Origin of the sequence: Rurimicrobium arvi (assembly GCF_039540495.1) — a bacterium.
Classification (GTDB): domain Bacteria; phylum Bacteroidota; class Bacteroidia; order Chitinophagales; family Chitinophagaceae; genus Rurimicrobium; species Rurimicrobium arvi.
This window is the reverse complement of the sequence record NZ_BAABEZ010000022.1, coordinates 461,905-487,592: the sequence shown is the minus strand read 5'-3', so window position 1 is coordinate 487,592 and position 25,688 is coordinate 461,905. Positions and strand designations below refer to the sequence as shown.

18 protein-coding genes are annotated in these 25,688 nt (G+C 49.4%); 9 read left to right on the top strand and 9 right to left on the bottom strand.

Features of this window, described 5'->3' with window-relative positions; all coding sequences use genetic code 11:
- Window positions 1-77 precede the first annotated feature (77 nt).
- From ABD846_RS08775 to ABD846_RS08760, 4 genes are read left to right on the top strand one after another with little or no spacing between them, the layout of a single operon-like run.
- On the top strand, window positions 78-716 hold the full coding sequence (locus ABD846_RS08775) for a TetR/AcrR family transcriptional regulator (RefSeq protein WP_344825406.1): 639 nt from the start codon (window positions 78-80) through the stop codon (window positions 714-716).
- Window positions 706-2,055 carry a TolC family protein gene (locus tag ABD846_RS08770; protein ID WP_344825403.1) on the top strand — a complete coding sequence of 450 codons (1,350 nt, stop codon included), beginning with the start codon at window positions 706-708 and terminating at the stop codon, window positions 2,053-2,055. Before ABD846_RS08775 ends, ABD846_RS08770 begins: the two co-directional genes overlap by 11 nt.
- Before the next feature lie 41 nt (window positions 2,056-2,096).
- Window positions 2,097-3,194 carry an HlyD family secretion protein gene (locus ABD846_RS08765; RefSeq protein WP_344825401.1) on the top strand — a complete coding sequence of 366 codons (1,098 nt, stop codon included), beginning with the start codon at window positions 2,097-2,099 and terminating at the stop codon, window positions 3,192-3,194.
- Window positions 3,195-3,240: 46 nt separating this feature from the next.
- Window positions 3,241-4,830, top strand: a complete 1,590-nt coding sequence (locus ABD846_RS08760; protein ID WP_344825398.1) for a DHA2 family efflux MFS transporter permease subunit — start codon at window positions 3,241-3,243, stop codon at window positions 4,828-4,830.
- Window positions 4,831-4,871: 41 nt separating this feature from the next.
- On the opposite strand, the gene surE is transcribed toward ABD846_RS08760, so the two are convergent.
- Window positions 4,872-5,657, bottom strand: a complete 786-nt coding sequence (gene surE / locus ABD846_RS08755; RefSeq protein ID WP_344825396.1) for a 5'/3'-nucleotidase SurE — start codon at window positions 5,655-5,657, stop codon at window positions 4,872-4,874.
- 49 nt (window positions 5,658-5,706) lie between these two features.
- Here surE and rimM point away from each other — a divergent pair, with 49 nt between their 5' ends.
- A complete protein-coding gene (gene rimM, locus ABD846_RS08750) occupies window positions 5,707-6,207 on the top strand; it encodes a ribosome maturation factor RimM (protein WP_344825394.1) in 501 nt (166 codons plus the stop codon).
- On the opposite strand, the gene ABD846_RS08745 is transcribed toward rimM, so the two are convergent.
- The 4 genes from ABD846_RS08745 to fusA form a co-directional block, all read right to left on the bottom strand.
- The gene (locus ABD846_RS08745; protein WP_344825391.1) at window positions 6,204-8,384 is read right to left on the bottom strand and encodes a B12-binding domain-containing radical SAM protein; all 2,181 of its coding nucleotides are present in this window, start codon (window positions 8,382-8,384) and stop codon (window positions 6,204-6,206) included. The genes rimM and ABD846_RS08745 overlap by 4 nt on opposite strands.
- Window positions 8,381-9,697, bottom strand: coding sequence for a bifunctional folylpolyglutamate synthase/dihydrofolate synthase (locus ABD846_RS08740; protein ID WP_344825388.1), 1,317 nt, complete (start codon window positions 9,695-9,697; stop codon window positions 8,381-8,383). Before ABD846_RS08740 ends, ABD846_RS08745 begins: the two co-directional genes overlap by 4 nt.
- A gap of 11 nt (window positions 9,698-9,708) precedes the next feature.
- Entirely contained in the window at window positions 9,709-10,524 is an 816-nt protein-coding gene (locus ABD846_RS08735; protein WP_344825385.1) for an energy transducer TonB family protein, read from the bottom strand.
- A gap of 191 nt (window positions 10,525-10,715) precedes the next feature.
- Window positions 10,716-12,863: an elongation factor G gene (gene fusA / locus ABD846_RS08730; RefSeq protein ID WP_344825382.1), complete on the bottom strand. Its 2,148-nt coding sequence runs from the start codon at window positions 12,861-12,863 to the stop codon at window positions 10,716-10,718.
- A gap of 206 nt (window positions 12,864-13,069) precedes the next feature.
- Here fusA and ABD846_RS08725 point away from each other — a divergent pair, with 206 nt between their 5' ends.
- The gene (locus tag ABD846_RS08725) at window positions 13,070-13,513 is read left to right on the top strand and encodes a hypothetical protein (RefSeq protein ID WP_344825380.1); all 444 of its coding nucleotides are present in this window, start codon (window positions 13,070-13,072) and stop codon (window positions 13,511-13,513) included.
- A gap of 15 nt (window positions 13,514-13,528) precedes the next feature.
- Window positions 13,529-14,404 carry an alpha/beta fold hydrolase gene (locus ABD846_RS08720; protein ID WP_344825378.1) on the top strand — a complete coding sequence of 292 codons (876 nt, stop codon included), beginning with the start codon at window positions 13,529-13,531 and terminating at the stop codon, window positions 14,402-14,404.
- Here the strand turns inward: ABD846_RS08720 and ABD846_RS08715 are convergent.
- From ABD846_RS08715 to tgt, 4 genes are all read right to left on the bottom strand, one after another.
- Window positions 14,385-14,978: an NUDIX domain-containing protein gene (locus tag ABD846_RS08715; protein ID WP_344825375.1), complete on the bottom strand. Its 594-nt coding sequence runs from the start codon at window positions 14,976-14,978 to the stop codon at window positions 14,385-14,387. The genes ABD846_RS08720 and ABD846_RS08715 overlap by 20 nt on opposite strands.
- A 2-nt stretch (window positions 14,979-14,980) precedes the next feature.
- On the bottom strand, window positions 14,981-17,806 hold the full coding sequence (gene uvrA / locus ABD846_RS08710; protein ID WP_344825372.1) for an excinuclease ABC subunit UvrA: 2,826 nt from the start codon (window positions 17,804-17,806) through the stop codon (window positions 14,981-14,983).
- Window positions 17,807-17,878: 72 nt separating this feature from the next.
- Window positions 17,879-18,955: an LptF/LptG family permease gene (locus ABD846_RS08705; RefSeq protein ID WP_344825369.1), complete on the bottom strand. Its 1,077-nt coding sequence runs from the start codon at window positions 18,953-18,955 to the stop codon at window positions 17,879-17,881.
- A 9-nt stretch (window positions 18,956-18,964) separates the two neighbouring features.
- A complete protein-coding gene (gene tgt, locus ABD846_RS08700; protein ID WP_344825366.1) occupies window positions 18,965-20,095 on the bottom strand; it encodes a tRNA guanosine(34) transglycosylase Tgt in 1,131 nt (376 codons plus the stop codon).
- A gap of 484 nt (window positions 20,096-20,579) precedes the next feature.
- Here tgt and ABD846_RS08695 point away from each other — a divergent pair, with 484 nt between their 5' ends.
- A complete protein-coding gene (locus ABD846_RS08695) occupies window positions 20,580-23,963 on the top strand; it encodes a T9SS type A sorting domain-containing protein (protein ID WP_344825363.1) in 3,384 nt (1,127 codons plus the stop codon).
- The gene (locus ABD846_RS08690; protein WP_344825360.1) at window positions 23,941-25,560 is read left to right on the top strand and encodes a T9SS type A sorting domain-containing protein; all 1,620 of its coding nucleotides are present in this window, start codon (window positions 23,941-23,943) and stop codon (window positions 25,558-25,560) included. Before ABD846_RS08695 ends, ABD846_RS08690 begins: the two co-directional genes overlap by 23 nt.
- Window positions 25,561-25,688: the final 128 nt, after the last annotated feature.

Below are 25,688 nucleotides of genomic sequence, written 5' to 3'. Positions count from 1 at the left end.
GATAACAAAATATTAATTAAACGTTTGTTTAGATTTTCAAACAAGTGTTTAATTTTGTGTTGTCAAAATGATTAGTGATGGAAGCAAAATATAACGAGAAGCAGATTTCTATCATCAATGCCGCCGAGGAATTGTTTGCCGAAGCCGGTTTTGATGGTGCATCTGTTCGGGATATAGCAGGGAAGGCAAATGTGAATGTTGCAATGATTTCTTATTATTTCGGATCAAAAGAGAAATTATTACAGGCGATTTTTGAATACAGGATCGGTGCAACGACTTTGCAGCTGGAGCATCTGATCGCACGCCAGGATATCGACCTGTTAAAAAAGCTGGATATAATGATTGATCATTACGTGGAAAAACATTATCACAATCGTTGTTTTTTTAAAGTGATGCAGGCTGCGCATGTGGGCGGCCACCTTTCACCTGAACTGGATGAAATCGTTTTTCAGAGTAAACTTAAAAATTACCAGCTCTTCGGAGAACTGATCGGCGAAGGGCAAAAGCAGAATCTGTTCCGGAAGAATATCGACGTTTCGCTTCTCGTAAGCACACTCGTGGGTTCTACAAATCAGATCATGCAGACACAGAATAACTATCGCCGTTATCACGGGATGGTAGAAATGGAAAATGAACGCTTCGCGTTGCTGCTGAAGCGCCGAACCAAAATCTTTTTAAGAAACGCCTTTAAAGCAATCCTGACATATGGAGTATAGAATCATAAAAACTGCCGGTATCATCGGTTTTCTGATGGCCGGTTTTGTTGCCCAGGCGCAAACTTCCCGTCAGTTGAGTTTGTCGGAAGCAGTGAAGCTGGGTGTGGCCAACAGTAAAACACTCAAACAAAGTGCGGCGAAAATTGCTTCTTCAGAAGCGAGCCTGCGTCAGTTCAAAGACAAGCGTCTGCCTTCTGCGAGCATTTCAGGTTCTTACCTGCGTGTTACGCAGCCTACGATCAACATGCTGTACCAGAGCAATAGTGCGTCATCAGGTTCCGGATCAGGATCCGGTTCCGAGAGCGGAAGTTCTTTTCCTAAGGTAGACCAGGCGATGTATGCTTTGGGTAACGTCTCGTACACATTATTCGACGGCTTTGGCAACTCCGCATCCGTGAAGTCTGCAAAATACCTGCTCGAAGCTACGAAGCTGGATGCGGAAACCGACCGCCAGCAGGTAGTACAGAATATTACCCTTGCCTACAGCAATTTATATAAGGCAAGCCGTGCTGTGGATCTCGTGAAAGAGAACCTGAAGCAGGCGCAGCAACGTACCGGTGATTTCAAGCACCTTGAAGAAAACGGACTGATAGCGCGCAACGACCTGCTGAAAGCGCAATTGCAGGAGTCGAATGTGCAGCTTTCCCTGCTTGATGCAGAAAGCGATCTGCATGTAACCAACCTGAATATGAACCTGCTGCTGGGTCTGCCTGAAGAAACGGTGCTGCAGCTGGACTCCAACTCTTTCGCAACCGATATGGACGCGCATTCGCTCACCTATTGGGAAGATCAGGCGCGCAACAACCGGAGCGATTATAAATCCATGGATCTGCGTGTGAAAGCTGCCGAAGCCCACCTCAGATCGGTAAAAAGCGAGTATTATCCTTCTTTGTCCGTAACCGGGGGATATGCAGCGATCAACGTGCCGAAGTTTATACAAATTACGGATGCATGGAATGCCGGACTCGGACTCCGCTACAATATCGGATCTCTCTGGAAAACAGGAGCAGAAGTTAAGTCTGCTAAAGCGCAGATCATGCAGCTGGATGCGACCAAAGGTTTACTCGATGATCAGATCAAGGTACAATTGTACCGTTCCTATGAAAATTACCTGGTAGCACTTAAAAAGCTGGATGTACTTGCTATCGCGGTGGAACAGGCGAATGAAAATTACAGGATCCTGAAAAACAAATACGATAACAGTCTCGCTACCGCTACCGATCTGCTGGATGCCGATGTGCAGCAGTTACAGGCACGACTGAATGCAACGTATGCAAAGGCTGATGCTGTGGTCGCATACAACCAACTGATGCAGGCAGCAGGTGTTATCCCTCAATAATCTTCAACTAAAATTTACTAATAACATTAATTAAATATACAATGGAAGCTCAAAACGAAGTTCAGGAAACCAAAAAGACCAATAAGAAATTCATATTCATTCTGGTGGCGCTGGTAGTATTGGGTGGCGGCTACGGAATCAGCAAATACGTACACGCAATGCATAATGTGGATACGGATGATGCACAGCTCAGTTCCGATATCAGCCCGGTAATCCCGCGTATCCAGGGTTTTGTTACTGAAGTGCGCGTAAAAGATAATCAGATTGTGAAAAAAGGAGATACCCTCGTGCTGCTGGATGATCGCGAATTACGCAATAAAGTACTGCAGGCTGAAGCCGCGCTGGAGAATGCAAAGAGTTCGCTGTCCGTTACAGAAGCAAACGCTCTGGCTGCAAATGCTTCCGCACAATCTTCTGCTGCAAACGTATTATCTGCTGACGCGAATATCGAGGCTGCTAAAGTAAATGTGTGGCGTGCCAATCAGGATTTCGACCGTTATGCGAACCTGATCAAAGATCACTCTATCACACAACAGCAATACGATGAGGCTCTGGCTGCAAAACAGCGTGCCGAAAAGCAACTGAATGTGCTGAAAGAACAGAAAAATGCAGCTGCGAGCCAGGCCAATGCCGTTCGCTCACAAAGCGTGGCTACAGGTCAGCAGACAAGTGTTGCCAGCGCAACAATCAAACAACGTGAAGCAGACCTTGCCAACGCGCAACTGAACCTTTCTTATGCTGTAATTCTCGCGCCCGCAGACGGCCGTGTTTCCACCGTAAGTATTCAGCCGGGTCAGACGGTGCAGCCAGGACAACAATTGTTTGCTGTCGTACAGGAGAACAGCATTTGGGTGGTTGCAAACTTTAAAGAAACGCAGCTCGAAAAAATGAAAGAAGGTGATAAGGCTACGGTAAAAGTGGACGCATTCCCGGGTCATGAATTCGAAGCTCAGGTTCAATCTTTGTCTCCTGCCACCGGCGCACGTTTTGCACTGCTGCCTCCGGATAATGCAAGCGGGAACTTTGTAAAAGTAGTACAGCGCATACCGGTTAAAATCACTTTCTCCAAAGCATCTGACGGTTTGCTGAAATCTTTGCGCCCCGGCATGAATGCCCTGGTGGAGGTGCACCTGGACTAATACTTCGCGTGAGTTTTGTCTCTTATACCGTTTTAAACTAATTAGTATGTCATTTGCAACATCAGAATCGCTGGTAGAGTACGGAAGCCGCAGGGCGATCATCACGATCACTGCCATCTTCTGTGCGCTGCTTGAGATCGTCGATACGACGATCGTAAACGTGGCTTTGCAGACCATGAGCGGTAACCTGGGAGCTACCATATCTGAGGTAAGCTGGGTGATCACGGCTTATGCCATCGGAAACGTAATCGTCATGCCGATGACGTCCTGGCTGGCCCAGCAATTTGGGCGCCGTAACTACTTCGCAGCATCGATCATCATTTTCACGGTTTTCTCTTTTCTCTGCGGAAATGCGAATTCAATCGGTGAACTGATCCTGTTCCGTTTGCTGCAGGGTATGGGCGGTGGTGCATTGCTTGTCACTTCGCAGACGATCATTACCGAAAGCTATCCGCCTGAAGACCGTGCGAAAGCCACTGCGCTGTATGGTCTGGGTGTGATCGTAGGTCCTACCCTGGGCCCGCCGCTGGGTGGTTATATCGTGGACAATTTTTCCTGGCCGTTTATTTTTTATATCAACATTCCTATCGGTATCATTGCAGCGATCCTTACGATCCTGTTTGTACGCAGTCCTAAATATGCCGAGAAAACAAAAGCTGCGGATGTGGATTGGATTGGTATCGGCTTGCTTGCCATATCCGTCGGTTCACTCCAGTATGTACTGGAACGCGGACAGGAAGATGACTGGTTCTCGAATACGGCTATCCTCGTATTGTCTGTTGTCGCCGTGTTCGGAATATTCTTCTTTATCTGGCGGGAACTGACTTACCGGAATCCCATTGTGGCCTTTAAGGTATTGCGCAACCGCAACCTCCGTGTCGGTACCATACTTTCCTTCGTGTTGGGATTCGGGCTTTATGGTTCTACTTATATCATTCCGCTGTACACACAGCAATTGCTCGGATGGACGGCTTTACAGTCCGGATTGCTGATGGTGCCTGCGGCTCTGGCTACCGCGTTTATGATGCCGATAGTCGGTGCCATTCTTAAAAAGGGCGCCCCTCCGCAGTACCTGCTTGCAATAGGGATGACGTTGTTCACCATGTTCTGTCTGGCAGGTTACTTTATCCTGACACCGGATACCGGAAGGGATTCGTTCTTTGGTATGCTGATGCTGCGTGGGGTGGGACTTTCACTTCTGTTTATCCCGATCACCGCCGTATCCCTGTCCACGCTCAAAGGGCAGGAAATCGGTCAGGGAGCGTCATTTACCGGATTGATGCGTCAGCTTGGCGGATCTTTCGGGGTGGCTATTATCAATACATATATGTCCCGACGTAATGCCCTGCATCGTTCAGATCTGGTAGCTCACCTGAATATGAACAGCGGAAATGCGGTAAACAGGGTACAGCAATTACAGCAAGGGTTAATGGCCAAAGGCGTTCCTGCCGATAAAGCCTTACTCAGCAGTTATAAGATCATGGATATGTCCGTGATGAAACAGTCCAGTGTACTTTCCTACATGGACGTATTTATGGCGCTTGCGATCATGTTCATGGTGTGCGTTCCGGTTGTTCTGATATTTATCAGGAACAGGAAGAGTGCCGAGCCGGTGGATCTGTCCAGCGCTCACTAACTAAGGGTGTGTTTTAGTGATGTATAGGCCTTTGCTTCGTTTCAACGGAGCGAGGGCCATTTTTTTTTCAGCATTTCTATACTGCGGTAGTCGGTAAGATCGAACTGTACGGGAACAATCGACGCGTAATTATTGCGCAGTGCGTAGATATCCGTATCCTCCGAGAGGTCTTCACAGATAAAGTTACCTACCATCCAATAGTAGTCCTTGCCGTATGGATCCACGCGGTGTTCAAAGCTTTCTCCCCATTTGGCATTTGCCTGCCGGCAGAAGCGTATACCGTTGAATTCCTCTTTGCTCACTTTCGGGATATTCACATTCAGCAGTGTATGCGGAGGCAGGGGTTCTGCCAGCATTTGCATCACCACTTTACGGATCACCTCTCGCGCCACGCTGAAGTCGGCTTCAAAGCTGAAATCCGCCAGTGAGCAACCCACGGACGGGATACCTTCGATCGCCGCTTCCATCGCCGCACTCATTGTGCCGGAATAGATCACGTTGATGGAAGCGTTGGTGCCGTGATTGATACCGCTCACACAGATATCCGGCTTGCGGTCAAGTATTTTATTTGTGGCAAGTTTTACACAATCAACAGGTGTTCCGCTGCATTGATACGATTCCACGCCGGGGAACTGATGCAGTTTATTCAAGCGCAGCGGACGGCCGATTGTGATTGCATGCCCCATACCCGATTGCGGGCTGTCCGGAGCCACCACTACCAGTGTTCCGAGTCCTCTCATCGCCTCCACCAGGTTTTCTATGCCCGGTGCGGTAATTCCATCGTCATTCGTAATTAAGATCAGCGGTGTTGTTGTACGTTCTTCCATGCGGCAAATTTAGGCGATTCGTTTTCTAATGAATCGGTAATTTTGGTGCATGATCCGCATTGGAAAAATAGTGGCCACCCATGGTCTCCAGGGAAATGTAATTCTCACGCATATCGGCGGCAAGAACGACTGGCTGCATGTGGATGAAGCCATATTTGTCGCGATGCAGAAAGGAAGCCGCATACCTTATTACCCCACCATGGTGAAGCGTGTGAATGACGAGGAATATCATGTACGCTTTGATGATGTCACAACGGTGGAAGCCGCTAAGCGACTGATCGGCAAGGAAGTGTTTGTGCACCAGGAAATACTGGGTGCAGCCACGATTGATAATCCTCTCTTATGGATCGGGTTTAATGTGGTGGATGCGGAAAAAGGCGGACTCGGACCACTTGCGGATATTGCGCAGACAGGACACCAGTGGGTAGGCACCATACATTATCAAGGCCGCGAAGTATTGCTGCCTATGGTAAAGCCTTTGCTCGTTGAAGTGAATTTACGCAACCGTTACATCAGGATGAATCTTCCTGAGGGACTGCTCGATATTTAAACGATCAGTAACCCTGTCTGCCGGATAACGATGCCTTGTTCCGATTCGAGGAATTGTTCCAGAGATTCCCCGAATTGTGCCGTAAACTCCGCAGCAGATGCGCCCATTAAGGGTAAAAAATCATTTGAAGGTGCTGCTTTATCCATCAGATCAGCTATCCACTCTGCCTTTGCCTCGGGTAGGTACAGCTCTACTGAAGTGCTGAGATTATGCAGGATCAGCGAGAGGTAGCCTTCTTCCGGTTCTGACGACAGCACAATATCTGCACCCGTCCATACAAAGCGGTCCTGACTTTTCCAGCTGCGTTCGCGGTATTGTGCCAGTTCCTTTTCCAGGTGGGTACGCGGTATCTGTGTGGCCGGTATTTTAAAGTCAAACCATTCCTGCAACGGAAAATCAAAGCACATGCCGTGCATGTAATTAAACAGCGACTTGCGTAAGCCTTCCGAAAACAATTCATGTTTCGTTCCGGAAGGGTCTTCATAAGCTACTTCATTATTGGCAAAAGTGCCAGCTGTCTGTGTGATCCTTTTTACGCCGAAACGTTCAGGCTCCATACCCGTAGGGCTGTGCGCCGTCATTGCGAATCGGTGCCAGAAGCCAGATTGTACGATATTCTTTTCAAAAAGCTGGCGGACTATTTCGAGGGAATCGATTGTTTCCTGGGCAGTTTGCGTCGGAAATCCGTACATCAGGTAGGCATGTACCATAATGCCGGCTTCGGTGAAATTGTCCGCTACTTTGGCCACCTGTGTTACCGTTACTCCTTTGTCTATAAGTTTCAGCAGCCTGTCTGAAGCCACTTCGAGTCCGCCTGATACGGCAATACAGCCGCTGGCAGCAAGGAGTCGGCACAGGTCGGCATGAAAACTTTTTTCGAAACGGATATTCGTCCACCATACTACCGTGAGATTGCGTCTCAGGATCTCCAGTGCCAGATCCCGCATGAGTGCAGGAGGTGCCGCTTCATCTACAAAATGGAATCCATTGCTTCCGGTCTGCATGATCAGCGTTTCCATCCTGTCGGCTATCAGTGTGGCCGGACTCGCTTCGTAATGCCCGATATAGTCGAGCGAAATATCGCAAAACGTGCATTTGCCCCAATAGCAACCGTGCGCAAGCGTGAGTTTGTTCCAGCGGCCATCGCTCCAGAGACGATGCATCGGATTGGGAATTTCGATCACCGAGAGATATTGATCCAGCTTCAGCCCCGTGTAATCCGGTGTGCCGGTGTTTTTTTGAGCGATATCGCCGATAAGCGCACCGTTCTCATACACCACGCCGCCTGCACGTCTCAGGAAGGTTCGCTTCAGTAATGCTTCGGGCAGTTTTCCTTCTATATGCTGACAGAGCAACCACAGGGGCGCTTCTCCGTCGTCCAGAGTGATAAAATGAAAATAGTCGAATACACGTGGTTCCTGAAGCGTACGCAGTTCGGTGTTCGGATAGCCGCCGCCCAGTGCGGTTTTGATCTGCGGATAATGTTCGCGCAGCCATTTCGCACAGCGGAAGCCGCTGTACACATTGCCCGGAAACGGCGCCGATATGGCCACGAGGTCCGGCCTGAATTGCTTTATATAACGTTCCAGCACTTCGATCGTAAGCAGATCGATAAATCCGGGTGCAGCCTGCAGGCGCGCATGCAGTTCATCGAAACTTGCGGCACTGATACTCAACCGCTCGGCATACCGTGTAAATCCGAAAAACGGGTCCACCGAATCGACAATAAAATCGGAGAGATCCTCCAGGTATAAGGTAGCCAGGTGCTTTGCTTTATCCTGAAATCCCATAGCGCCGAAAGCCCACTCAAGATCGCTCAATTGCGTAAAGCGGGAACCTTCTGGAAGAAAATTACCCGTACAGATCAGGTTGGCCAGCGCCGGGTTTTTTCCCTGCAGGAAATTACGAACGGCATCTATCGTACGCAGGTAGTGCTGCTTCATACTGTACACCCGTTCTGCGCGCTCACTGAATGCCTGTTCTGCAGCTTCTGCCGCCGAGAACATACGTTCGAGCCCGCTGCGGGAAAAGAGCAGGTTAATTACATCTATCCCGAGATCGGCCTGATCTGCAACGATACCTTTGGTATTCAGAAATCCTTTCAGGTAGGCCGTAGCGGGGTAGGGCGTGTTGAGTTGGGTAAAAGGCGGGGTCAGCAGGAATACGCGTGTGCTCATGAGTGGAGCTCCTCCCAGTACTCTTTTGCTTCTCCCACAATGAAGAAGCTGCCGGTGATGAGCAAAGCATCTTCCGGACCGGTTGCCTCCAGAGCCGCAGCGAAAGCTGCTGCGACACTGTTGTAATGCTGTCCCTGCAAACCTTTTCCGGCAGCCGCTCTGTGCAGCTCTTCTGCCGGCAGCGCTCTCGGCAATTGTGCATTGCAGTAGTAGTAACTATTGTCTTTCGGAAACTGATCGAGAGCGGCATTAATGTCTTTGTCTTTCACAAACCCCACCACAATATGCTTATGCTTTGCGCTTAGCTGGTTCCACTGTTTCATTACCTCCTGTACGCCTGCCTGGTTATGGCCCACATCCGCAATGATCAGCGGTTTCGCCTGGATGATCTCCCAGCGGCCGCCGAATCCGGTACGCTGCTTCACCTGAGATAAAGCTGACAATGCATCTTCCAGCTTCAGATTCCAGCCGAGTGTATGTAATACTTCCACGGAAGTCAGTACCGTTTTGAAATTATGCAGCTGGTAATCCCCCAGGAGATCGGCTTTCAGGTCGAACATCTCTTTCGTTGCAGGCTTTACCGCTTTCAGGTATTGGTACGATGCGTCTTTGCCGGTGCGCACCAATGCCCATTGCGCATCTGCGTAAAATGCGGAGCACTGTTTATGGATGGAGTGTTCAAAGAATACCTGTTCTGTTTCCTTATCACGCTGGCCGATTACAAAAGGAACACCTTTTTTGATGATGCCCGCTTTTTCTTCCGCTATTTTGGCAAGTGTGTCACCCAGCAGGTCCATATGGTCGTAGCTGATATTGGTGATAACGGACAATACGGGCTGAATGATATTGGTACTGTCCAGTCGCCCGCCGAGTCCGGTTTCAATCACCGCTATATCACAGCCCTGTTCGGCAAACCATGCGAATGCCATGGCTACCGTTACCTCGAAGAAGGAAGGCTGTATCTGTTCAAAGAGTTCTTTGTGCTGCTGTGTAAAGCTGGTCACCCATTCTTTGCTTACCATCCGGCCATCGATTTTGAGGCGTTCACGGAAATCGGTGATATGCGGAGATGTGTACAGACCGGTCTTGTAGCCTGCCTGTTGCAGTACGGCCGCAAGCATATGACTTGTGCTGCCTTTGCCGTTGGTGCCGGCTATGTGTACCGACTTAAATTTCTGTTGCGGATTATCGAGTGCATTGCATAATGCAATGATATTATCAAGACTGTTTTTGATGGCCGACTTGCCATATTTGGAAAACATCGGCAACTGCGCATACAGGTAGTCGAGTGTTTCTTTGTATTGCTGATCCAAAACGGACATGCTTATTTGTGTGCTCTGGTTTTAAATACAAAGGTAATGTCTCCGAACTGTTCCGGCGGCGCCGTAGTGCTTTTATTGAATCGTACATCGTTCAGCTTTTGCAAAGCAAGTTTGCGCAGTTCATTGGACGACGCGGACTTGATTGATTTTGCAACGATCTGGCCGTCGCGGTTTACCGTTACGCGGATCACTACTTTGCCGCCTTCGCGGAACTCAGCCGCGGGGTCGGGGCGTGCCACCATCTGTCGGTCGGTGAAGCTCCATCCGATGCCGCTGGTGCCGTTTCCGGGAGATCCTGTATAATTGTCAGAGCCGGGAGTGCCGCCGGGTACGCCTTTGTCGCCATTGCCCTGGCCATTTCCTTCGCTTCCGCCGGACTGGTTCATGGAAGAAGCATTACCGCCGTTCCCGCTGGCAGCGGGGAACAGCATTTTAGGTTTGGGTTGCGCCGCAGCTGTTTGCAGTTTGTGCTCATTCTGTGCGGCTTGTTTGCGCTTGTTGTCAACTGCCGGCTTAATGGTCGGAGCGTCCGCATCGTTTTCATCCGTAGCGAGATTTGCGGGAGGGTCGGCTGTTTCCTGTTGTCTCGAACGAACGCTTTCTTCCGGCTGGTAAGCAGGGTGTTCGGTTGAAAAAGCCTGGTTATCACCACTTCCATCGTCACTGTTACCGAGGTTTACTTCCATGCCCAGCTCTTCCGTGGTCTGATTGCTGGCAGGAAGCGTATAGCCAATCAGCATACACAACAACAGCAGGGCGATGTGTGCTGCTATCGTTACGGTCGCTGCTTTTTTATCGATTTGAGTGTTTTCTTTCATGTAAGCAGAATGCAAATCAGTGCTTAAAGATAGAGAATAATTGCGTTTCCATAAGGAGAATCAGCAAGTGATTTCAAAATGAGAAACAGGAGAGATTTTTTATCATTTTACCCGACTCATCAAATAATAAAAGCCGCTCCAACATTCTGGAGCGGCTTTTGTTTATAGCATTAAAAGTCGAAAGCGACAGCTTAGTCCTGGATGGCTTTTTTACCGGATTTAGCGATTACTTCAGTCTCAACGTTTTTCGGAGCCTGAGCGTAGTGGCTGAATTCCATGGTAGAGGAAGCACGTCCGGAAGACAGGGAACGCAATTGCGTTACGTAACCGAACATTTCGCTCAGAGGAACTTTTGCTTTGATCACCTGCAGGTTGTTACGGCTGTCCATACCTTCCAGCATTGCACGACGACGGTTCAGGTCACCTGTAACGTCTCCCATGTATTGATCCGGAGTCAGTACTTCCACCTTCATGATCGGCTCGAGCAGAATTGGTTTTGCTTTACGGCCAGCTTCACGGAAGCCGGATTTAGCACACAATTCGAATGACATTGAGTCAGAGTCCACGTTGTGGAAAGAACCGTCGAAGATACGGATACGCATGTGCTCAACAGGGAATCCCGCCAGTACACCGTTCACCATAGATGCTTCAAATCCTTTCTGGATAGCAGGGATGAATTCGCGTGGGATTGCACCTCCGAAGATATCGTTGATGAACTGGAACGCGCCTTTACCTTCTTTCAGGAATTCTTCATCAGCAGGGCCGATTTCAAACTGGATGTCGGCGAATTTACCGCGACCACCGGTTTGTTTCTTATAAGTCTCACGATGAGAAATCATCGCAGTGAATGCCTCTTTGTAAGCTACCTGAGGTGCACCCTGGTTTACATCAACCTTGAACTCACGGTTCATACGGTCGAGGATGATCTCCAGGTGAAGCTCACCCATACCGCTCAATACGGTCTGACCGGTGTCTTCGTCGGTTTTTACGCGCAGGGTAGGATCTTCTTCTACCAGCTTCGCAATCGCCATACCCATTTTATCAACATCCGCCTGAGTTTTAGGCTCAACAGCGATAGAGATTACCGGCTCCGGAATGAACATGTTCTCCAGGATGATCGGATTTTTCTCATCACACAGGGTATCTCCCGTTTTGATGTCTTTGAAACCAACCGCTGCTCCGATATCACCTGCTTCGATGAAATCGATAGGGTTTTGTTTGTTCGCGTGCATCTGCATGATACGGCTGATACGCTCGTTTTTACCGGAACGTACGTTCAATACGTAAGAACCTGCATCGAGGTGACCAGAGTATACGCGGAAGAACGCCAGACGGCCTACGAAAGGATCGGTCATGATCTTGAACGCCAATGCTGCAAATGGTTCTTTTGCATCTGGTTTGCGGATCAGTTCTTCTTCTACGTTGTCCGGATTTGTTCCTTTGATCGCTTCTACATCCAGAGGAGAAGGCAGGTAGCGGATTACGCAATCCAGCATCTTCTGAACGCCTTTGTTTTTGTAGGAAGAACCACACAGCATCGGGATGATGCTCAGGTCCAGGGTTGCTTTACGGATCGCTTCGTGGATTTCGTTCTCAGAGATTGAGTTCGGATCTTCGAAGAATTTCTCCATCAGTGTATCATCATATTCCGCAACAGCTTCTACCAGCTCAGCGCGGTATTGCTGTACTTCGTCCATCATGTCTGCAGGAACTTCACCTTCAGTGTAAGTCATACCCATTGTGGAATCATCCCAAACGATAGACTTCATGGTGATCAGATCCACCACACCTTTGAAGTTGTCTTCGGCGCCGATCGGCAATTGCAGCGGTACTGCTTTTGCACCCAGCATGTCGCGCACCTGCTGTACCACCATCAGGAAGTCGGCACCGATACGGTCCATTTTGTTTACGAAACCGATACGCGGAACGCGGTAACGGTTAGCCTGACGCCAAACTGTTTCAGACTGAGGCTCAACGCCGTCAACCGCAGAAAACAGGGCAACCAGACCATCCAGTACGCGCATAGAACGCTCTACCTCGATGGTGAAGTCAACGTGACCCGGAGTATCGATGATGTTGAATTTGTATTTTTTAGATTCCGGAAGTGTTTTTCCCTGCAGGGTAGGGAAGTTCCAGAAGCAGGTAGTAGCTGCGGAAGTGATGGTGATACCACGCTCTTGTTCCTGAGCCATCCAGTCCATGGTTGCGCCTCCTTCATGTACTTCACCGATTTTATGGTTCACACCGGTATAGTACAGGATGCGTTCTGTTGTGGTGGTCTTGCCCGCATCAATGTGTGCCGCAATACCAAAGTTGCGCTGTAAGCGTAAGTCTGCCATTGTAATTTGATTATTTAAAAAAATCTTAGGTTTCCAAAAGGATTGCAAATGTAGGTCATTTTATGCAATAAATAATTTCGGGCTGCGGGAAAGTATAAAATATTTTTATGACATTTTCGACGCATCGCAGACCTCTGTTTATTCCGGTTGGTTTCCAGCTCCCGGCATATCGGATTATTTGGCTACATTGCTCCCAAATTCGTTACATGCATACCGGCGAAGACATTATTTTCGGGGACAAACTGACTGAACAGGGAAAGAGGTATCTGCAGGAAACTGCCCGCTGGACCCGGTTTCTGGCGATCATTGGATTTGTCGCAATCGGATTTATGGCGCTCGCGATGCTGGCTTTTGTGCTCACCGGTGCCACGAAACAGCTTTTTTCAAAAGATGAGGCCTTGTCTGTGTCTCTTCTTACCGGGCTGATCGCTTTGGTTTTCATGATTTCCGTGTACTGGTATCCGACGCTTATGCTGTTTCGTTTTTCGAAATATATTAAGGCCGGAATTGCCGATTCAAACCCCGGTCAGCTTGAACTGGCCTTTCGTTGCCAGCGCAATTTTTTCAAATTCTGCGGTATTATCATCCTCATTTTTCTTGTTTTGTATGCGCTGGTGTTTTCCATCGGTGCTTTTGCCACTTCGTTTTAATTTTCGTTCCCCCAGATGAGTCAACACCATTTTGACGCAGAAAAGACCCAATATCAAACGATAACGCTTGCCAACGGCTTCGAGCTTGCCTATCTCGATACGGGCAAAGGCGCCCGAACCATATTATTCATCCATGGCCTCGGCACCTATTCGGGTACCTGGTTCCGGAACATGTCCGTGCTCTCTGACGATTTTCGCTGTATCGCTGTGGATCTTCCCGGTAACGGATTTTCAGACAAGCGCAGGCAGGCCTTTGGCATGCAGTATTTTGCGGCGTGTATTTACGACCTGCTGCAGCAACTGCAACTTCATGAAGTGACTGTCTGCGGTCATTCGATGGGCGGACAGGTTGCGATACACCTGGCGCTGAATGCTCCCGAGCTCGTGAGCAGCCTGATCCTGTGTGCTCCGGCAGGTTTTGAAGTGTTCTCTCCCTGGGAACGAAGCCTCTACCGCTCCATGCTTCAGTTCTGGGGGATGTTTTCCAACAACGAAAGCAGTCTGCGCAGCAGCATTTACAGCAGCTTTTACGAAAATCCCGCGCAGGCAGATGAACTGATCCGCGAGATGGTGCAGATCATGCGCTCTTACGCTTCTGACGACTATCGCGCGATGGCGGACGCCTGTATCGACGCAATGCTTGAGGAGCCGGTAGCGGACAGGCTCGGGGAACTGAAGATGCCCGTTCTGGTCGTGTTCGGTGAAATGGATGCGCTGATTCCCAATCAGATGCTGCATCCCGGAAGCACGAAGGCACTGGCGCAACGCGCGGTACAGCGGATGCCCAAGGGGCAATTGGTAACCATACCGTTTGCGGGCCACTTTATACAATGGGAAAAAGCCGCGGAAGTGAATGCGGCGATCAGGCGTTTTATGAGTGAAACAGCTTAGCCCTGTTCAGTTGCAGGTACTGCAGCAGTACGATCGTTTTGGAATCCTGAATCTTCTGTTTGTCCAGCAGGTCCAGCGCTTCGTCGAGCTGCATTTCCACCACTTCTATCTGTTCGCCTTCTTCTTCCAGTCCGCCACCGCCCGCTTTTTTAAGTTCCGGGCTGTAAGGCGCCACAAAGTAGAAGATCTTTTCGGTAATCGCACCTGGTCCGATATATGCTGCCGCAATCTGTAGCGCATCAGCAATCACATACCCGGTTTCTTCCTCCGTTTCACGGATAATGCACACTTTCGGATCTTCTCCGTCCAGGCGACCTGCGCAGGCTTCCAGTAGCATGCCATCTGCATGGCCGTCCACATAGGTGGCTACCCGGAACTGGCGCGTAAGAATGATATTGCCGTTATCCGGATTATAAAGAATAATTGCTGCGGCATCACTCAGCACATACACATCGCGGGACTGTTCCTTCCAGCTGCCGTTCCGGTGCTTCAGTTCAAAAGTGCATCTTTTCAGCACGCCGCGTGCGGCTTTAAATAATTCCTTCAGGCTCAGATTGCGGATGGGTGCATTCATGGTTACAGGTATTGTGCGGTATAACTTTCTTTGATCTTCTTCAATCCGTCCGGGGCACCCGCGTACAGCAGGTTTCCGCCGCCCGCACCTCCTTCCGGTCCCAGGTCTATGATCCAGTCGGCACTGCGGATCACGTCTGTATTGTGTTCAATGATAATGATAGAATGACCTTTTTCAATCAATGCGTTGAATGACTGGAGCAACTTGCTGATGTCATGCGCATGAAGGCCAGTGGTCGGTTCGTCGAAGATGAACAGCATTTTGTCTTTTGCCGCACCCTTGCCAAGGAACGAAGCCAGCTTGATGCGCTGCGCTTCACCGCCGGAAATCGTATCGCTGCTCTGTCCGAGCTTGATATATCCGAGTCCAACATCTGAAAGGGGCCGGATGGCGTCTGCTATTTTCTTTTCGTCTTTAAAAAACTCCAGAGATTCGTCGACGGACAGTTCCAGTATATCGCTCACATTTTTGCCACGGTACGTCACTTCCAGCACTTCATCCTTAAAGCGCTTTCCTTTACAACTTTCGCATACCAGGTGCACATCTGCCAGAAACTGCATCGATACCACCACTTCACCGTCTCCTTTGCAGGTGTCGCACCTTCCGCCGTCGGTATTGAAGGAAAAGTGCTTCTCCGCAAATCCGCGCATTTTGGATAAAGGCTGTTTGGCCAGCAGCTTCCGTACTTCGTCCCATGCTTTGATATAGGTCACGGGATTGCTCCTGGAGGATTTTCCGATGGGATTCTGGTCGATGAGCTCTACTGCGGCTATCGATTTTATGTCGCCTTTTAATTCAGCGTGCAGACCGGGCCGGTCGCCGCTTTCACCGAGTTCACGCAGCAGTGCGGGATAGAGGATCTGTTTTACAAGTGTGGTTTTTCCGCTGCCGCTTACACCGGTTACCACACAGAGCAGACCCAGGGGAAAGCTCACGTCAATGCCTTTCAGGTTATTCTGACTGCATTCAGTGAGTTCGAGGTAGCCATTTGCTTTGCGGCGGACCCGCGGTGCTTCGATCTTCAGAGCACCGGAAAGATATTTGCCGGTAAGACTCTGCGGATTGTGTATAATCGATTCGTAATTTCCTTCGGCGATCACCTCACCTCCGAGGTGACTCGCGAGCGGTCCCATATCGATAATATGATCTGCTGCTTTCATCACCATGTCGTCGTGCTCCACCACGATAACGGTATTGTCCAGGTCGCGGAGATTTTTGAGTACATGGATGAGCCGGTCGGTGTCCCGCGGATGCAGTCCGATACTCGGTTCGTCGAGAATATATAAGCTATCGCTGAGGTTGCTTCCGAGGAAGCGGGTGAGCTGTATGCGCTGGCTTTCTCCTCCGCTCAGCGTATTGGCAGACCTGTTGAGCGTAAGGTATCCGAGACCCACGTCCAGCAAAGTTTTTACACGTTGGTTCAGCTCGATCAGTATACGGCTGGCAATCTTTTCCTCATGCGGCAACAGTTGCAGCTGCTGTAACCACTGGTTCAGATCCGATGCGGGCATATGCATGAGTTCGCCTATATCCGTATTCTGTATTTTCACGTACAGTGCATCTTTCCGCAGCCGCGATCCTTTACAGGAAGGGCAGGTGGTTTTTCCGCGGTAGCGTGCCTGCATGATCCGGTACTGGATCTTGTACAAGTTCTGTTCCACCATTTTGAAGAAGTCGGCAATACCCTCTATATGCGGCGTGCCGTCCCAGAGAATAGACCATTCGCGGTCGCTGAGTTTGCTTACGGCTTTATGGATCGGGAAGTCGACCTTTGCAGCCTGGCGCATGAAGTTTTTCTGCCATTCGCTCATCTTTTCTCCTTTCCAGCAAGCCACTGCTCCTTCGTACACACTGAGTTTCCGGTTCGGGACCACAAGTTCCGGGTCGATGCCCAGTATCTGGCCGTATCCTTCACATACGGGACAGGCTCCGTAGGGGTTGTTGGAGGAAAAAAAGTTGGGGCTGGGTTCTTCAAACTTGATGCCATCGAGTTCGAAGCGGTTATTGAACTGGCGGATCTGGTCGTCATCTATCTCGAGGAAGCAATCGCCCTCGCTTTCATAGAATGCAGTCTGGATGGAGTCTGCGAGCCGGTGCAGATCATCTTCGTCAAAGTCTTTGGTAACGATCCGGTCGATGAGCAGGTATATTTCCTTCGCCGGTATTTTTTTCAGAGAATCGGGGTCCGCCAGCATATCTTCAATACGCAGCGGGCGATTGTCGTTCATGCCGCGTACATACACACGCGAAAAACCTTTCTGCATGAGTATGTCGAGTTCTTCGTGCAGCTTGCGGCCAAAGCGTGTCGTCAGCGGGACAATGATCTGCACTTTGCTTTTCAGCGGTAATGCTTTTATATAATCGACCACATCGCTCACCGAATCCTTTTTTACTTCATTTCCCGAAACGGGCGAAAAGGTGCGCCCGATGCGTGCATACAGCAGGCGGATATAGTCGGCGATCTCGGTCATAGACCCTACGCTGGACCGGGGACTGCGGGTGGTTACCTTCTGTTCGATGGCAATTGCAGGACAGATGCCGCTGATGTAATCCACATCCGGCTTGTCCATACGCATCAGGAACTGGCGGGCGTAAGCGCTGAGACTTTCCGCGTAGCGGCGTTGTCCTTCCGCAAACAGCGTATCCATAGTAAGCGAAGATTTACCGCTTCCGCTCACACCGGTTACCACAATAAGTTTATTGCGCGGAATGCTTACATCAATGTTCTTGAGGTTGTGCATCCTCGCACCTTTAATGAAAATATCTTCCTGCTGGATTCCGGGGGCTGGTGTCTGTTTCGGGGCTTTTTTAGGAGCTGCTTTTGCCATATCACAAAGCTACTCGGAATTGAGCGATTTGCCGGACAGCTGCTCTTAAAATTTTACATAACAGAAAAAGTATCAGGTGACCTCCCTGCGGTACAGGATATAGGCGAAGATTCCGAAAAGGAAATTGGGTATCCATGCCGCAATGAGCGGGTCCAGTCCTGCTTTTACAGAGAAAGTGGTGGATAGTTGTAAAGCCAGCATATAGAGCGCGCTGATCAGGATGCCGATCGCAAGATGCAGACCGCTTCCGCCGCGTATCTTCCGGCTTGCGATACAGGCTCCGATAATACAGAGGATGAATCCCGCTGCAGGCTGTGCGGTACGACGGTGCTTCTCCACGTAATATAAATTGAGACTTTCCCGGCCCCGCAGCTTTTCCTGAGCGATCAGCCGGTCCAGTTCCGGAGTGGTGAGCGCATACGCCATATCTGTATTCTCGTACAGATCGGAAGGGTGGAAGGGGTAAGGGCGGGTGAGCTCCGGCAATATCTGCAGTTTTTCCTTAATGCCGTCATTCGTGCGCAATACTACGTTATACAGGTGGTATACATTTTTCGCACTGTCGTAGGAAATGCGTTCCGCAGTCAATTTTTCGAGCAGCAGGGTCCCTTTTACCCGTTCAGATGAAAACCGGTAACCGGTATTTACGGAGTAATCGTAGTTCTGCAGGAAGATATAAAGTTCCGGCGACAGCCGCAGGTGCACATCATGATCTGAATATGTTACCTTTTCGTGGACATACCTGTCTTCAAATTCAATACGGTTGCGGTTCGCACGCGGCACCACCCAATGGTTCAGTACAAGGAACACACCGCAGATGACACCGCCTCCGATAAAATACGGACGCAGAAAACGGTTGAATGAGGCGCCTGATGCGAGAAACGCAACAATCTCCGATTTATAAGCCATCTTGGAAGTAAAAAAGATGGTTGCAATAAAGATAAACAGCGCAAACAGCAGCGCGAGGATATGCGGGATGAAGTTTTCATAATACCACAACTGCGCAGAAAACGGCGCATGGTGCTTTACGAAACTTTTCACTTTATCGGAATAATCGATCACGCTGGCGATCAAAGCCATTACTGCCAGGGCATACACGAATGTGCCCCAGAACTTTTTGATAATGTACCAGTCGAGCTTTTTGATCATTGCTTATTATTAGAGCCTTTGCTTCAGTTGCGGGATCATATTGTCCTTCCAGGATTTAAAATCGCCCTGCAGAATATGCTTCCGTGCCTCGGCAACCAAATGTAGGTAAAAGCTCAGGTTCTGCACGCTCGCAATATTCAGCGCGAGGAGTTCGTCTGCAACGAACAGGTGGCGCAGGTAGGCTTTCGTATAACAATTACTGGTGGCACAATCGAGGCCTTCGTCAATAGGGCTGAAATCATTTTCCCATTTCTTGTTCCGGATATTGATCACCCCTTTTGTGGTGAACAGCATGCCGTTGCGGCCGTTCCGTGTGGGCATCACACAGTCGAACATATCCACCCCGAGCGCAATGTTTTCGAGGATGTTCCAGGGGGTGCCCACACCCATCAGGTAGCGGGGTTTGTCTTCGGGCAGGATATCGCAGCAGAGGGCCGCCATTTCGTACATCGTTTCTTCCGGTTCGCCTACGGATAAGCCACCGATGGCGTTTCCGTCACATTCCATAGACGCGACGAACTCCGATGAGGCTTTGCGCAGATCGCGGTATGTGCTGCCCTGTACGATCGGGAATAAAGCCTGCTCGTAGCCGTAAGGACATTCCGTTCCGGAGAGATGCTGCACACAGCGGGCAAGCCAGCGGTGCGTGAGTTCCATGGATTTCTTTGCGTACGCGAAGTCTGAGGGGTAGGGCGGACATTCATCAAAGGCCATGATGATATCGGCGCCTATTTTTCGTTGTATGTCCATCACCTTTTCGGGAGAGAACAAATGCCGCGATCCGTCAATATGAGATTGGAACAGAGCCCCTTCTTCACTCAGCTTCCGGTTGCCGGACAGCGAGAATACCTGGTATCCGCCGCTGTCGGTCAGTATCGGCCGGTCCCAGTTCATAAAGCGGTGGAGTCCGCCCGCCTGCTCCAGGATGTCCGTTCCGGGACGAAGGTAGAGGTGATAAGTATTGCCCAGGATGATCTGTGCTTTGATCTCCTCTTTGATCTGCACCTGCGGCACGGCCTTTACCGAGCCTACGGTGCCTACCGGCATAAAAATAGGGGTTTGAATCTCGCCGTGCGCGGTGGTAAGGGTGCCTGCACGGGCACGGGAGTGGGTATCTTTTGCGGCTAACTGAAAATCCATTGCGGCTGCAAATTACGGCATAAAACGTTGTAATCGGGAAGCAGGCCGGCTGGTATCCGGAACTTTCTGAACCTGCTTTTTTAAACAAAACGGCAGGTGTCTAAAGAACTGACAAATAGTGCGTAAGGTACTTGTGAAATTTCAGTTTTACGAAGTGTATTTATTTTCTTTTTTATATTATTAATCTTGGTTTTACAAATTATATTTTGCTATTATTTTATTCTTTTTATTTTTGGCTTTATTATTCACCGGAATTAACATTAATACTCATGAAGAAGCGGATACTGGTTCATTGCTCCTTATACGGCCCGGCCATAGAGGTATGTTCGGCAGGCGGCACATTACCAACGTGTACCGGAAAAAGGAAACTATGCGCCGGAAGACGGCAGCAATTTGCCGTTAATAAAACAACGGTACAGTAAAAGTGAATTTGTCAATTTTTTTTTAGCACATATTTTTTCACCATTATTAAATAAAAAGCAAAATGAACAGATTTTTACGGTATTGCCTGTATGGCATATCTGTCCCACTTTTATGTGGTTTTGGCGTGAAACAGGCCGTTGCACAGACGGCCGGATATCAATGTGAGGGCCTTAGGTCTTCATCGGCATCCACCTCTTCTTATCCTTCTGCCACATCTCTTCCATGCGTTCCTTCGGTAGGCGGCACATTCACCAACCGGTATCAGAAAAAGGAAAACTATGCTCCGTCAGATGGCAGCGTCAGTGGATTGTACACGCATAAGAAAATAAAAATCAGGATCAAGGTATTTCAGGAGATTGTCGGCGCAGTAAGGAATTACACACCTTCCGATGAGTATATGATTATTAATTTTATAAATAAGGCAAATGAATACCTTGCCAGTGTGCCCGCGCCTTCCGATCCGTTATGGATCGGCGGACGTAATCCGCACGTTTCAGACAGTCGCTTTCAGCTGGAGCTCGCTACTCCTGTCGAGTTCTCGAAAGCTGAAGAAATATATAAGGAAAATGTAGAAGGAGGTGTGGGGATTGACGAGTTTTATAAACCCGACGAAATTCTGAACATATTCCTTGTATTCAGTGAACCTGATGCCGATATAATTCCCGGAGGAATTGCGTTTGACGGACCGAATGTAACTGATATCCTGAATGGCCTTAATGAAGGATATCCGCATATCGTTCTTAAGAATTTCTATAAAGATCCGGCTACGCGCGGACAGGACGAAAAGTGTGCGACTTATCTCCTTCATGAAATAGGACATTTGTTTGGCATGTGCCATACGTATTGCAAAGACTGGGGCAAGCCAACCGGTACTGCCTGTTCAAAATCGCCAGAGTTGGGTATTGAAGGGCATTTCGATGATCTGACCGACGTGTTTGGCATTACAGCCAGTCCGGCCGGGCGTATCTTCCCGCGCCCTTACGATTGTGGATCTTATCCAACCATAAACCCTTTTACAGACCCGGCAAGTCCTACTCCTGCCAATGACCGGTTTACCAATAATTTCATGGGCGGTAACAATAAAGGACATTATATGTCTCCATTGCAACTCGGCCGTATGCACCGCAATGCACACTTTACCGCCATCCGTAAATATCTGTATCCGCTGTATCCTGAAAATCGCAATCACGATCATGTCGGGCAGGGACAGCTATATCCGCTTGTGATTACCGGTAATGAAAACTGGGATTTCGACATTAAGATGTATTCGGATATCGTGGTGAAACCGGGTGCAAAGCTCACGATTACCTGCCGCGTCGCAATGCCTTACCATGCCAATATCATTGTCGAACCCGGAGGAGAACTGGTGCTGGACGGCGGCACTATCACTTCTGACCGCAATGACGACGAGTATTTCTGGTATGGCATTTCGGTATTAGGTAAATCCAATCGCGCGCAGACAACCGCATACCAGGGAAAAGTACGTGTAATCAATGGGGGAACTATCAAGAATGCCCTGCACGGTATTGTCGCCGGAGACGAGGTATTCGGAACCAGCAACAGCGGAGGCGGTATTATCGAGGTGAACGGCGGTCAGTTTGTCAACAATAAGCGCTCCATCGGTTTCTGGCCCTATCATGACCGTTATTCCATGCCGGGCTTTAAATGGCCGTCTCACTGTTTTATACTGAACTCCAGCTTTAGCTGGGACGATAATTATCATTTGAATTCAAAAGTAATAGACCGTCGTCCTTCCTGCGGTATCAGTCTTTGTGATGTGGATATGGTGCAGATCAGGGGTTCCGTCTTTAAAAACAATATGAGCGTGACGAAAAGAACTATCATCATGGATATCGCAGCCGGCCTGCTTTCCTGGACTGCCAGTTACAATACTTCTGAAAATACATTTTACAATATGCTGGAAGGAATCAAGGCGGAAGGTGTTCGTTCAGAACCGGTGTATGTGAATAACAGCGACTTTAATTATAATATTAGAGGTATCCTGGTTAACGGAACCCTGGGTGCCCGCATCCTTAATTCCCGCTTCAACGTCTATGGTTTGGGATACGCTCCGTCTCCCCATAATTCGGCAGTATGGTTGTATGGTGTGAATGCCTTTGACGTTGGTTACAACAGCTTTTTCAAGACATTGCCCGATGGCTCAACAACAGGACCCGGTACTTTTGCCAGCGGCTATGGTGTACGCGTGGACCAATGCTCTCCGGGCAATAATTCAGTGCACCACAACTCTTTTGCGCGGATCAATACGCATTGTATGTCTTACGGAAGGAATACGAATGGAACTTATCCGTTAGATAAAGACAATACCGGACTCGAATTCCGCTGCAACCTGTTTGATAAAACGGCGAAGAAAGATCATTACGCGGATATTTTCGTAACGGGCAGCAATCCGGCGACAGACGGTATCCGCACTGTGCAGGGAAGGTATGATCGTCCGGCAGGCAATGATTTCGCGAATAGCAAAGGCGTCTTTACAAGCTCTCCTCCGAGTACCACCAACATTCTGATGCAGGAGACGGGATCGGCTCCCGGTGTGACAGCTGTAAATAAATACTATTACAGTACTACAGATCCGGGTCGGATGTTGCCTACAAAATACACAACGTCATTGGTGACCGTAGTTCCGCTCGCTTTATCCTCCGGTTGCGATGCCCCGACTTTCGGGCCGGGCGGCACCGAGGGTACTATCGGCGGTGCCGGCAGCACCACCACGCTTACGATGCTGAATGCCGCACTTACGGATTCTACAGGAGATCGTGTAGCGCTGGTGGCCAATGCCTACAATGGTATGAAAAGCCCGTATGCCGCGGCCGAGCTCAGCTTCTTCTACGTTGGAGAAGGGATGGTGCAGCAGGCCCAAAGCACTTACGCATCTGTTTTTACAAGCACGGACTGGACCTTGGATCTTGCGGAACAATCTGAATTCCAGATGGGCGCCATACTGCTGCGCATGGCGATTGCGCACAGCATTGACTCCATACCCGATAATCAGCTGGATTCTGTCGAAACAGACAGCCTGCATTACATCACCGCGAATGCCCAGACCTGGCCGCGTGCAAAAGCCTGTGGCTGGCTGCATTTTGCCCTGGGTGAAGAGTGCGATATGTATGATCCGCAGATACCGGATAATACCGACACTGCCGGTTCCAACCGCTTCGGAGGCGCAGTGACAGATAGCGAGCAGGATGCGTTTGCGATCCACCCGAACCCGGTTGGCGGACAATTCACAATAGCGTGTGCCTTAGACAAAACTGCGCGGCTGCAGGTCAGCGATGCTTACGGACGCCGTGTATTGGATTTGGAAATTAAGCCGACCGATCGTAACTTGAATGTGTCCTCTGCTTCCTGGACACCGGGCATGTATTTTTATCGGTTGGTTCAGGACCGCAAAGTGATCCGCTATGGAAAAATATCGAAATTATAATCGTTCGCACAGCAGCAGGATGTTCCTGCTGCTGTTGCTGTTTTTCTGTTCGGCGGCGCAGGCACAGTCTTATTTCAACCGTCTGTATCCGAACCATTCTACCGGTACGATCTTTTGCGCGAGCAGTGCGCAGGGTAGGAGCGGCTTTATGAGCGTGGCGATGGTGGTAGACAGCAGCAGCGGTAAGAACGGTTTGCGTTTTTTCCGCTTTGATGCTGCCGGAAATGAGCAGGCTTCTTCTTTCTTTGAGATGCCGGATACCTATCCGGCGGGCTTTTTCTTTTATGTGTTCCCGGGTTGCATGACGCGTGTAGACGACAACCGGTATGTGATCTTATCGGAGATGGAAAGCAGCGTAAATGATCCGATTGCCTGCCTGATTGCGATAGACAGCGATTGCCATGTAACCGGCTTCAGGGAATTGCGTAATCCGTACCCCGGCGTTACGGATAGCTTTATGCGTTCGAACAGCATAGGCTTCGACGGCACGAACCTGGTTACCGGTCACTTTGCTTATTACGGCTCCAAGACCAGCCGTTTTATGCTGATGAAGCATGATACGGCGCTGCATATGCTGTGGGCGAAGACCTATGCTGTAGGTCCTAATACGAATTGCAACAGCGGAGGGCTTGCGGTTTCTGAAGACGGTTATGCGCTTGCGGGTGTTTCGGACAACCTGCTTTACGATAATGACCCGCGTTATGCGGCGAGTGCGGTGGTGTTTAAGACGGATACTTCGGGCAGTAAGCTGTGGGAGTACATCTGCCCGGAGACGATCAGTACGAAGCCCGAATCGATCGTGCGACTGGATGACGGAAGTTACGTGTTCGGCACAATGGGCAATGTCCATTTTGATCGCACAGGAAAATTCAAATCTTTTGTGGGTCAGTTCAAGGTATTTGGTGTTAGTAGTTCAGGAGTTCAGATCTGGGATACTCTTTATGACTCTTCCATCGGCTCGGTAGGACCTTGTCCCATCCGTTTTTTAGAAGGCACAAAAACCACTTTTAGAACTTTTATTATAAATTTTGATGTTATTTCTGCCGACGAAAATAAGTTGCTACTTTTTCTTGAAACTAGAAACTATAGTAGTTTAGGGAATATGTTAATGTGTCAGAAATACTATGCTCCCAATGCAAAGGATAGTATATATTATTCGTTGGGCGGTTTTAACGGTCCCTGCCGTACGCAGGATGGTAGTGCTTTAATCTGCGGTTATTTCCAGGATATGCTTGGCAAAGCGATGTCCCCTGCTCAGCAGGGCTGGATCATCAAGCTCGATACGAACGGCTGTATGGGAGCGGGCGATCCGCAGTGCGTACCGGTATCCGTGCCGGAGCAGGCAACAGATGTTCCGGTAATCAGCGTTTATCCCAACCCGGTACAAAGCGTATTGCATATAGGCATCGGTAACGGTATAAAAGGCAACTTTGAGATACTGGATATACGCGGTATGCGCGTGCAGAGTCGTTTCCTGGATGGTTCTTCCCGGGAATACAGCCTGGATATGGGCACTGCAGCAGCAGGCTTGTATTATTACCGTTTCGTCAGTACGGACGGAACACCCGTGAGCGGGAAATTTGTTTATGCACCGTAGTTAAAATCCGTTTTTATTGCTGTTAAGAGAACCGGCAGCGCCTGTACTTACCGTTAATAAAATAGAGATGCCGTTGATAAAATAACTGTTTCCTGTGTTGGTTTGTTTATGGAACCTTGATGCGGATT

Excerpts from the sequence above, each read along its gene's own strand:
- ABD846_RS08720 (WP_344825378.1), top strand. The coding sequence starts at position 13,529 with ATGAGTCAACACCATTTTGACGCAGAAAAGACCCAATATCAAACGATA.
- ABD846_RS08745 (WP_344825391.1), bottom strand. The coding sequence starts at position 8,384 with ATGAGCACACGCGTATTCCTGCTGACCCCGCCTTTTACCCAACTCAAC.
- rimM (WP_344825394.1), top strand. The coding sequence starts at position 5,707 with ATGATCCGCATTGGAAAAATAGTGGCCACCCATGGTCTCCAGGGAAAT.
- ABD846_RS08775 (WP_344825406.1), top strand. The coding sequence starts at position 78 with ATGGAAGCAAAATATAACGAGAAGCAGATTTCTATCATCAATGCCGCC.
- ABD846_RS08690 (WP_344825360.1), top strand. The coding sequence starts at position 23,941 with ATGGAAAAATATCGAAATTATAATCGTTCGCACAGCAGCAGGATGTTC.
- ABD846_RS08770 (WP_344825403.1), top strand. The coding sequence starts at position 706 with ATGGAGTATAGAATCATAAAAACTGCCGGTATCATCGGTTTTCTGATG.
- ABD846_RS08735 (WP_344825385.1), bottom strand. The coding sequence starts at position 10,524 with ATGAAAGAAAACACTCAAATCGATAAAAAAGCAGCGACCGTAACGATA.
- surE (WP_344825396.1), bottom strand. The coding sequence starts at position 5,657 with ATGGAAGAACGTACAACAACACCGCTGATCTTAATTACGAATGACGAT.
- ABD846_RS08725 (WP_344825380.1), top strand. The coding sequence starts at position 13,070 with ATGCATACCGGCGAAGACATTATTTTCGGGGACAAACTGACTGAACAG.
- ABD846_RS08765 (WP_344825401.1), top strand. The coding sequence starts at position 2,097 with ATGGAAGCTCAAAACGAAGTTCAGGAAACCAAAAAGACCAATAAGAAA.
- fusA (WP_344825382.1), bottom strand. The coding sequence starts at position 12,863 with ATGGCAGACTTACGCTTACAGCGCAACTTTGGTATTGCGGCACACATT.
- ABD846_RS08705 (WP_344825369.1), bottom strand. The coding sequence starts at position 18,955 with ATGATCAAAAAGCTCGACTGGTACATTATCAAAAAGTTCTGGGGCACA.
- ABD846_RS08695 (WP_344825363.1), top strand. The coding sequence starts at position 20,580 with ATGAACAGATTTTTACGGTATTGCCTGTATGGCATATCTGTCCCACTT.
- uvrA (WP_344825372.1), bottom strand. The coding sequence starts at position 17,806 with ATGGCAAAAGCAGCTCCTAAAAAAGCCCCGAAACAGACACCAGCCCCC.
- ABD846_RS08715 (WP_344825375.1), bottom strand. The coding sequence starts at position 14,978 with ATGAATGCACCCATCCGCAATCTGAGCCTGAAGGAATTATTTAAAGCC.
- ABD846_RS08760 (WP_344825398.1), top strand. The coding sequence starts at position 3,241 with ATGTCATTTGCAACATCAGAATCGCTGGTAGAGTACGGAAGCCGCAGG.
- tgt (WP_344825366.1), bottom strand. The coding sequence starts at position 20,095 with ATGGATTTTCAGTTAGCCGCAAAAGATACCCACTCCCGTGCCCGTGCA.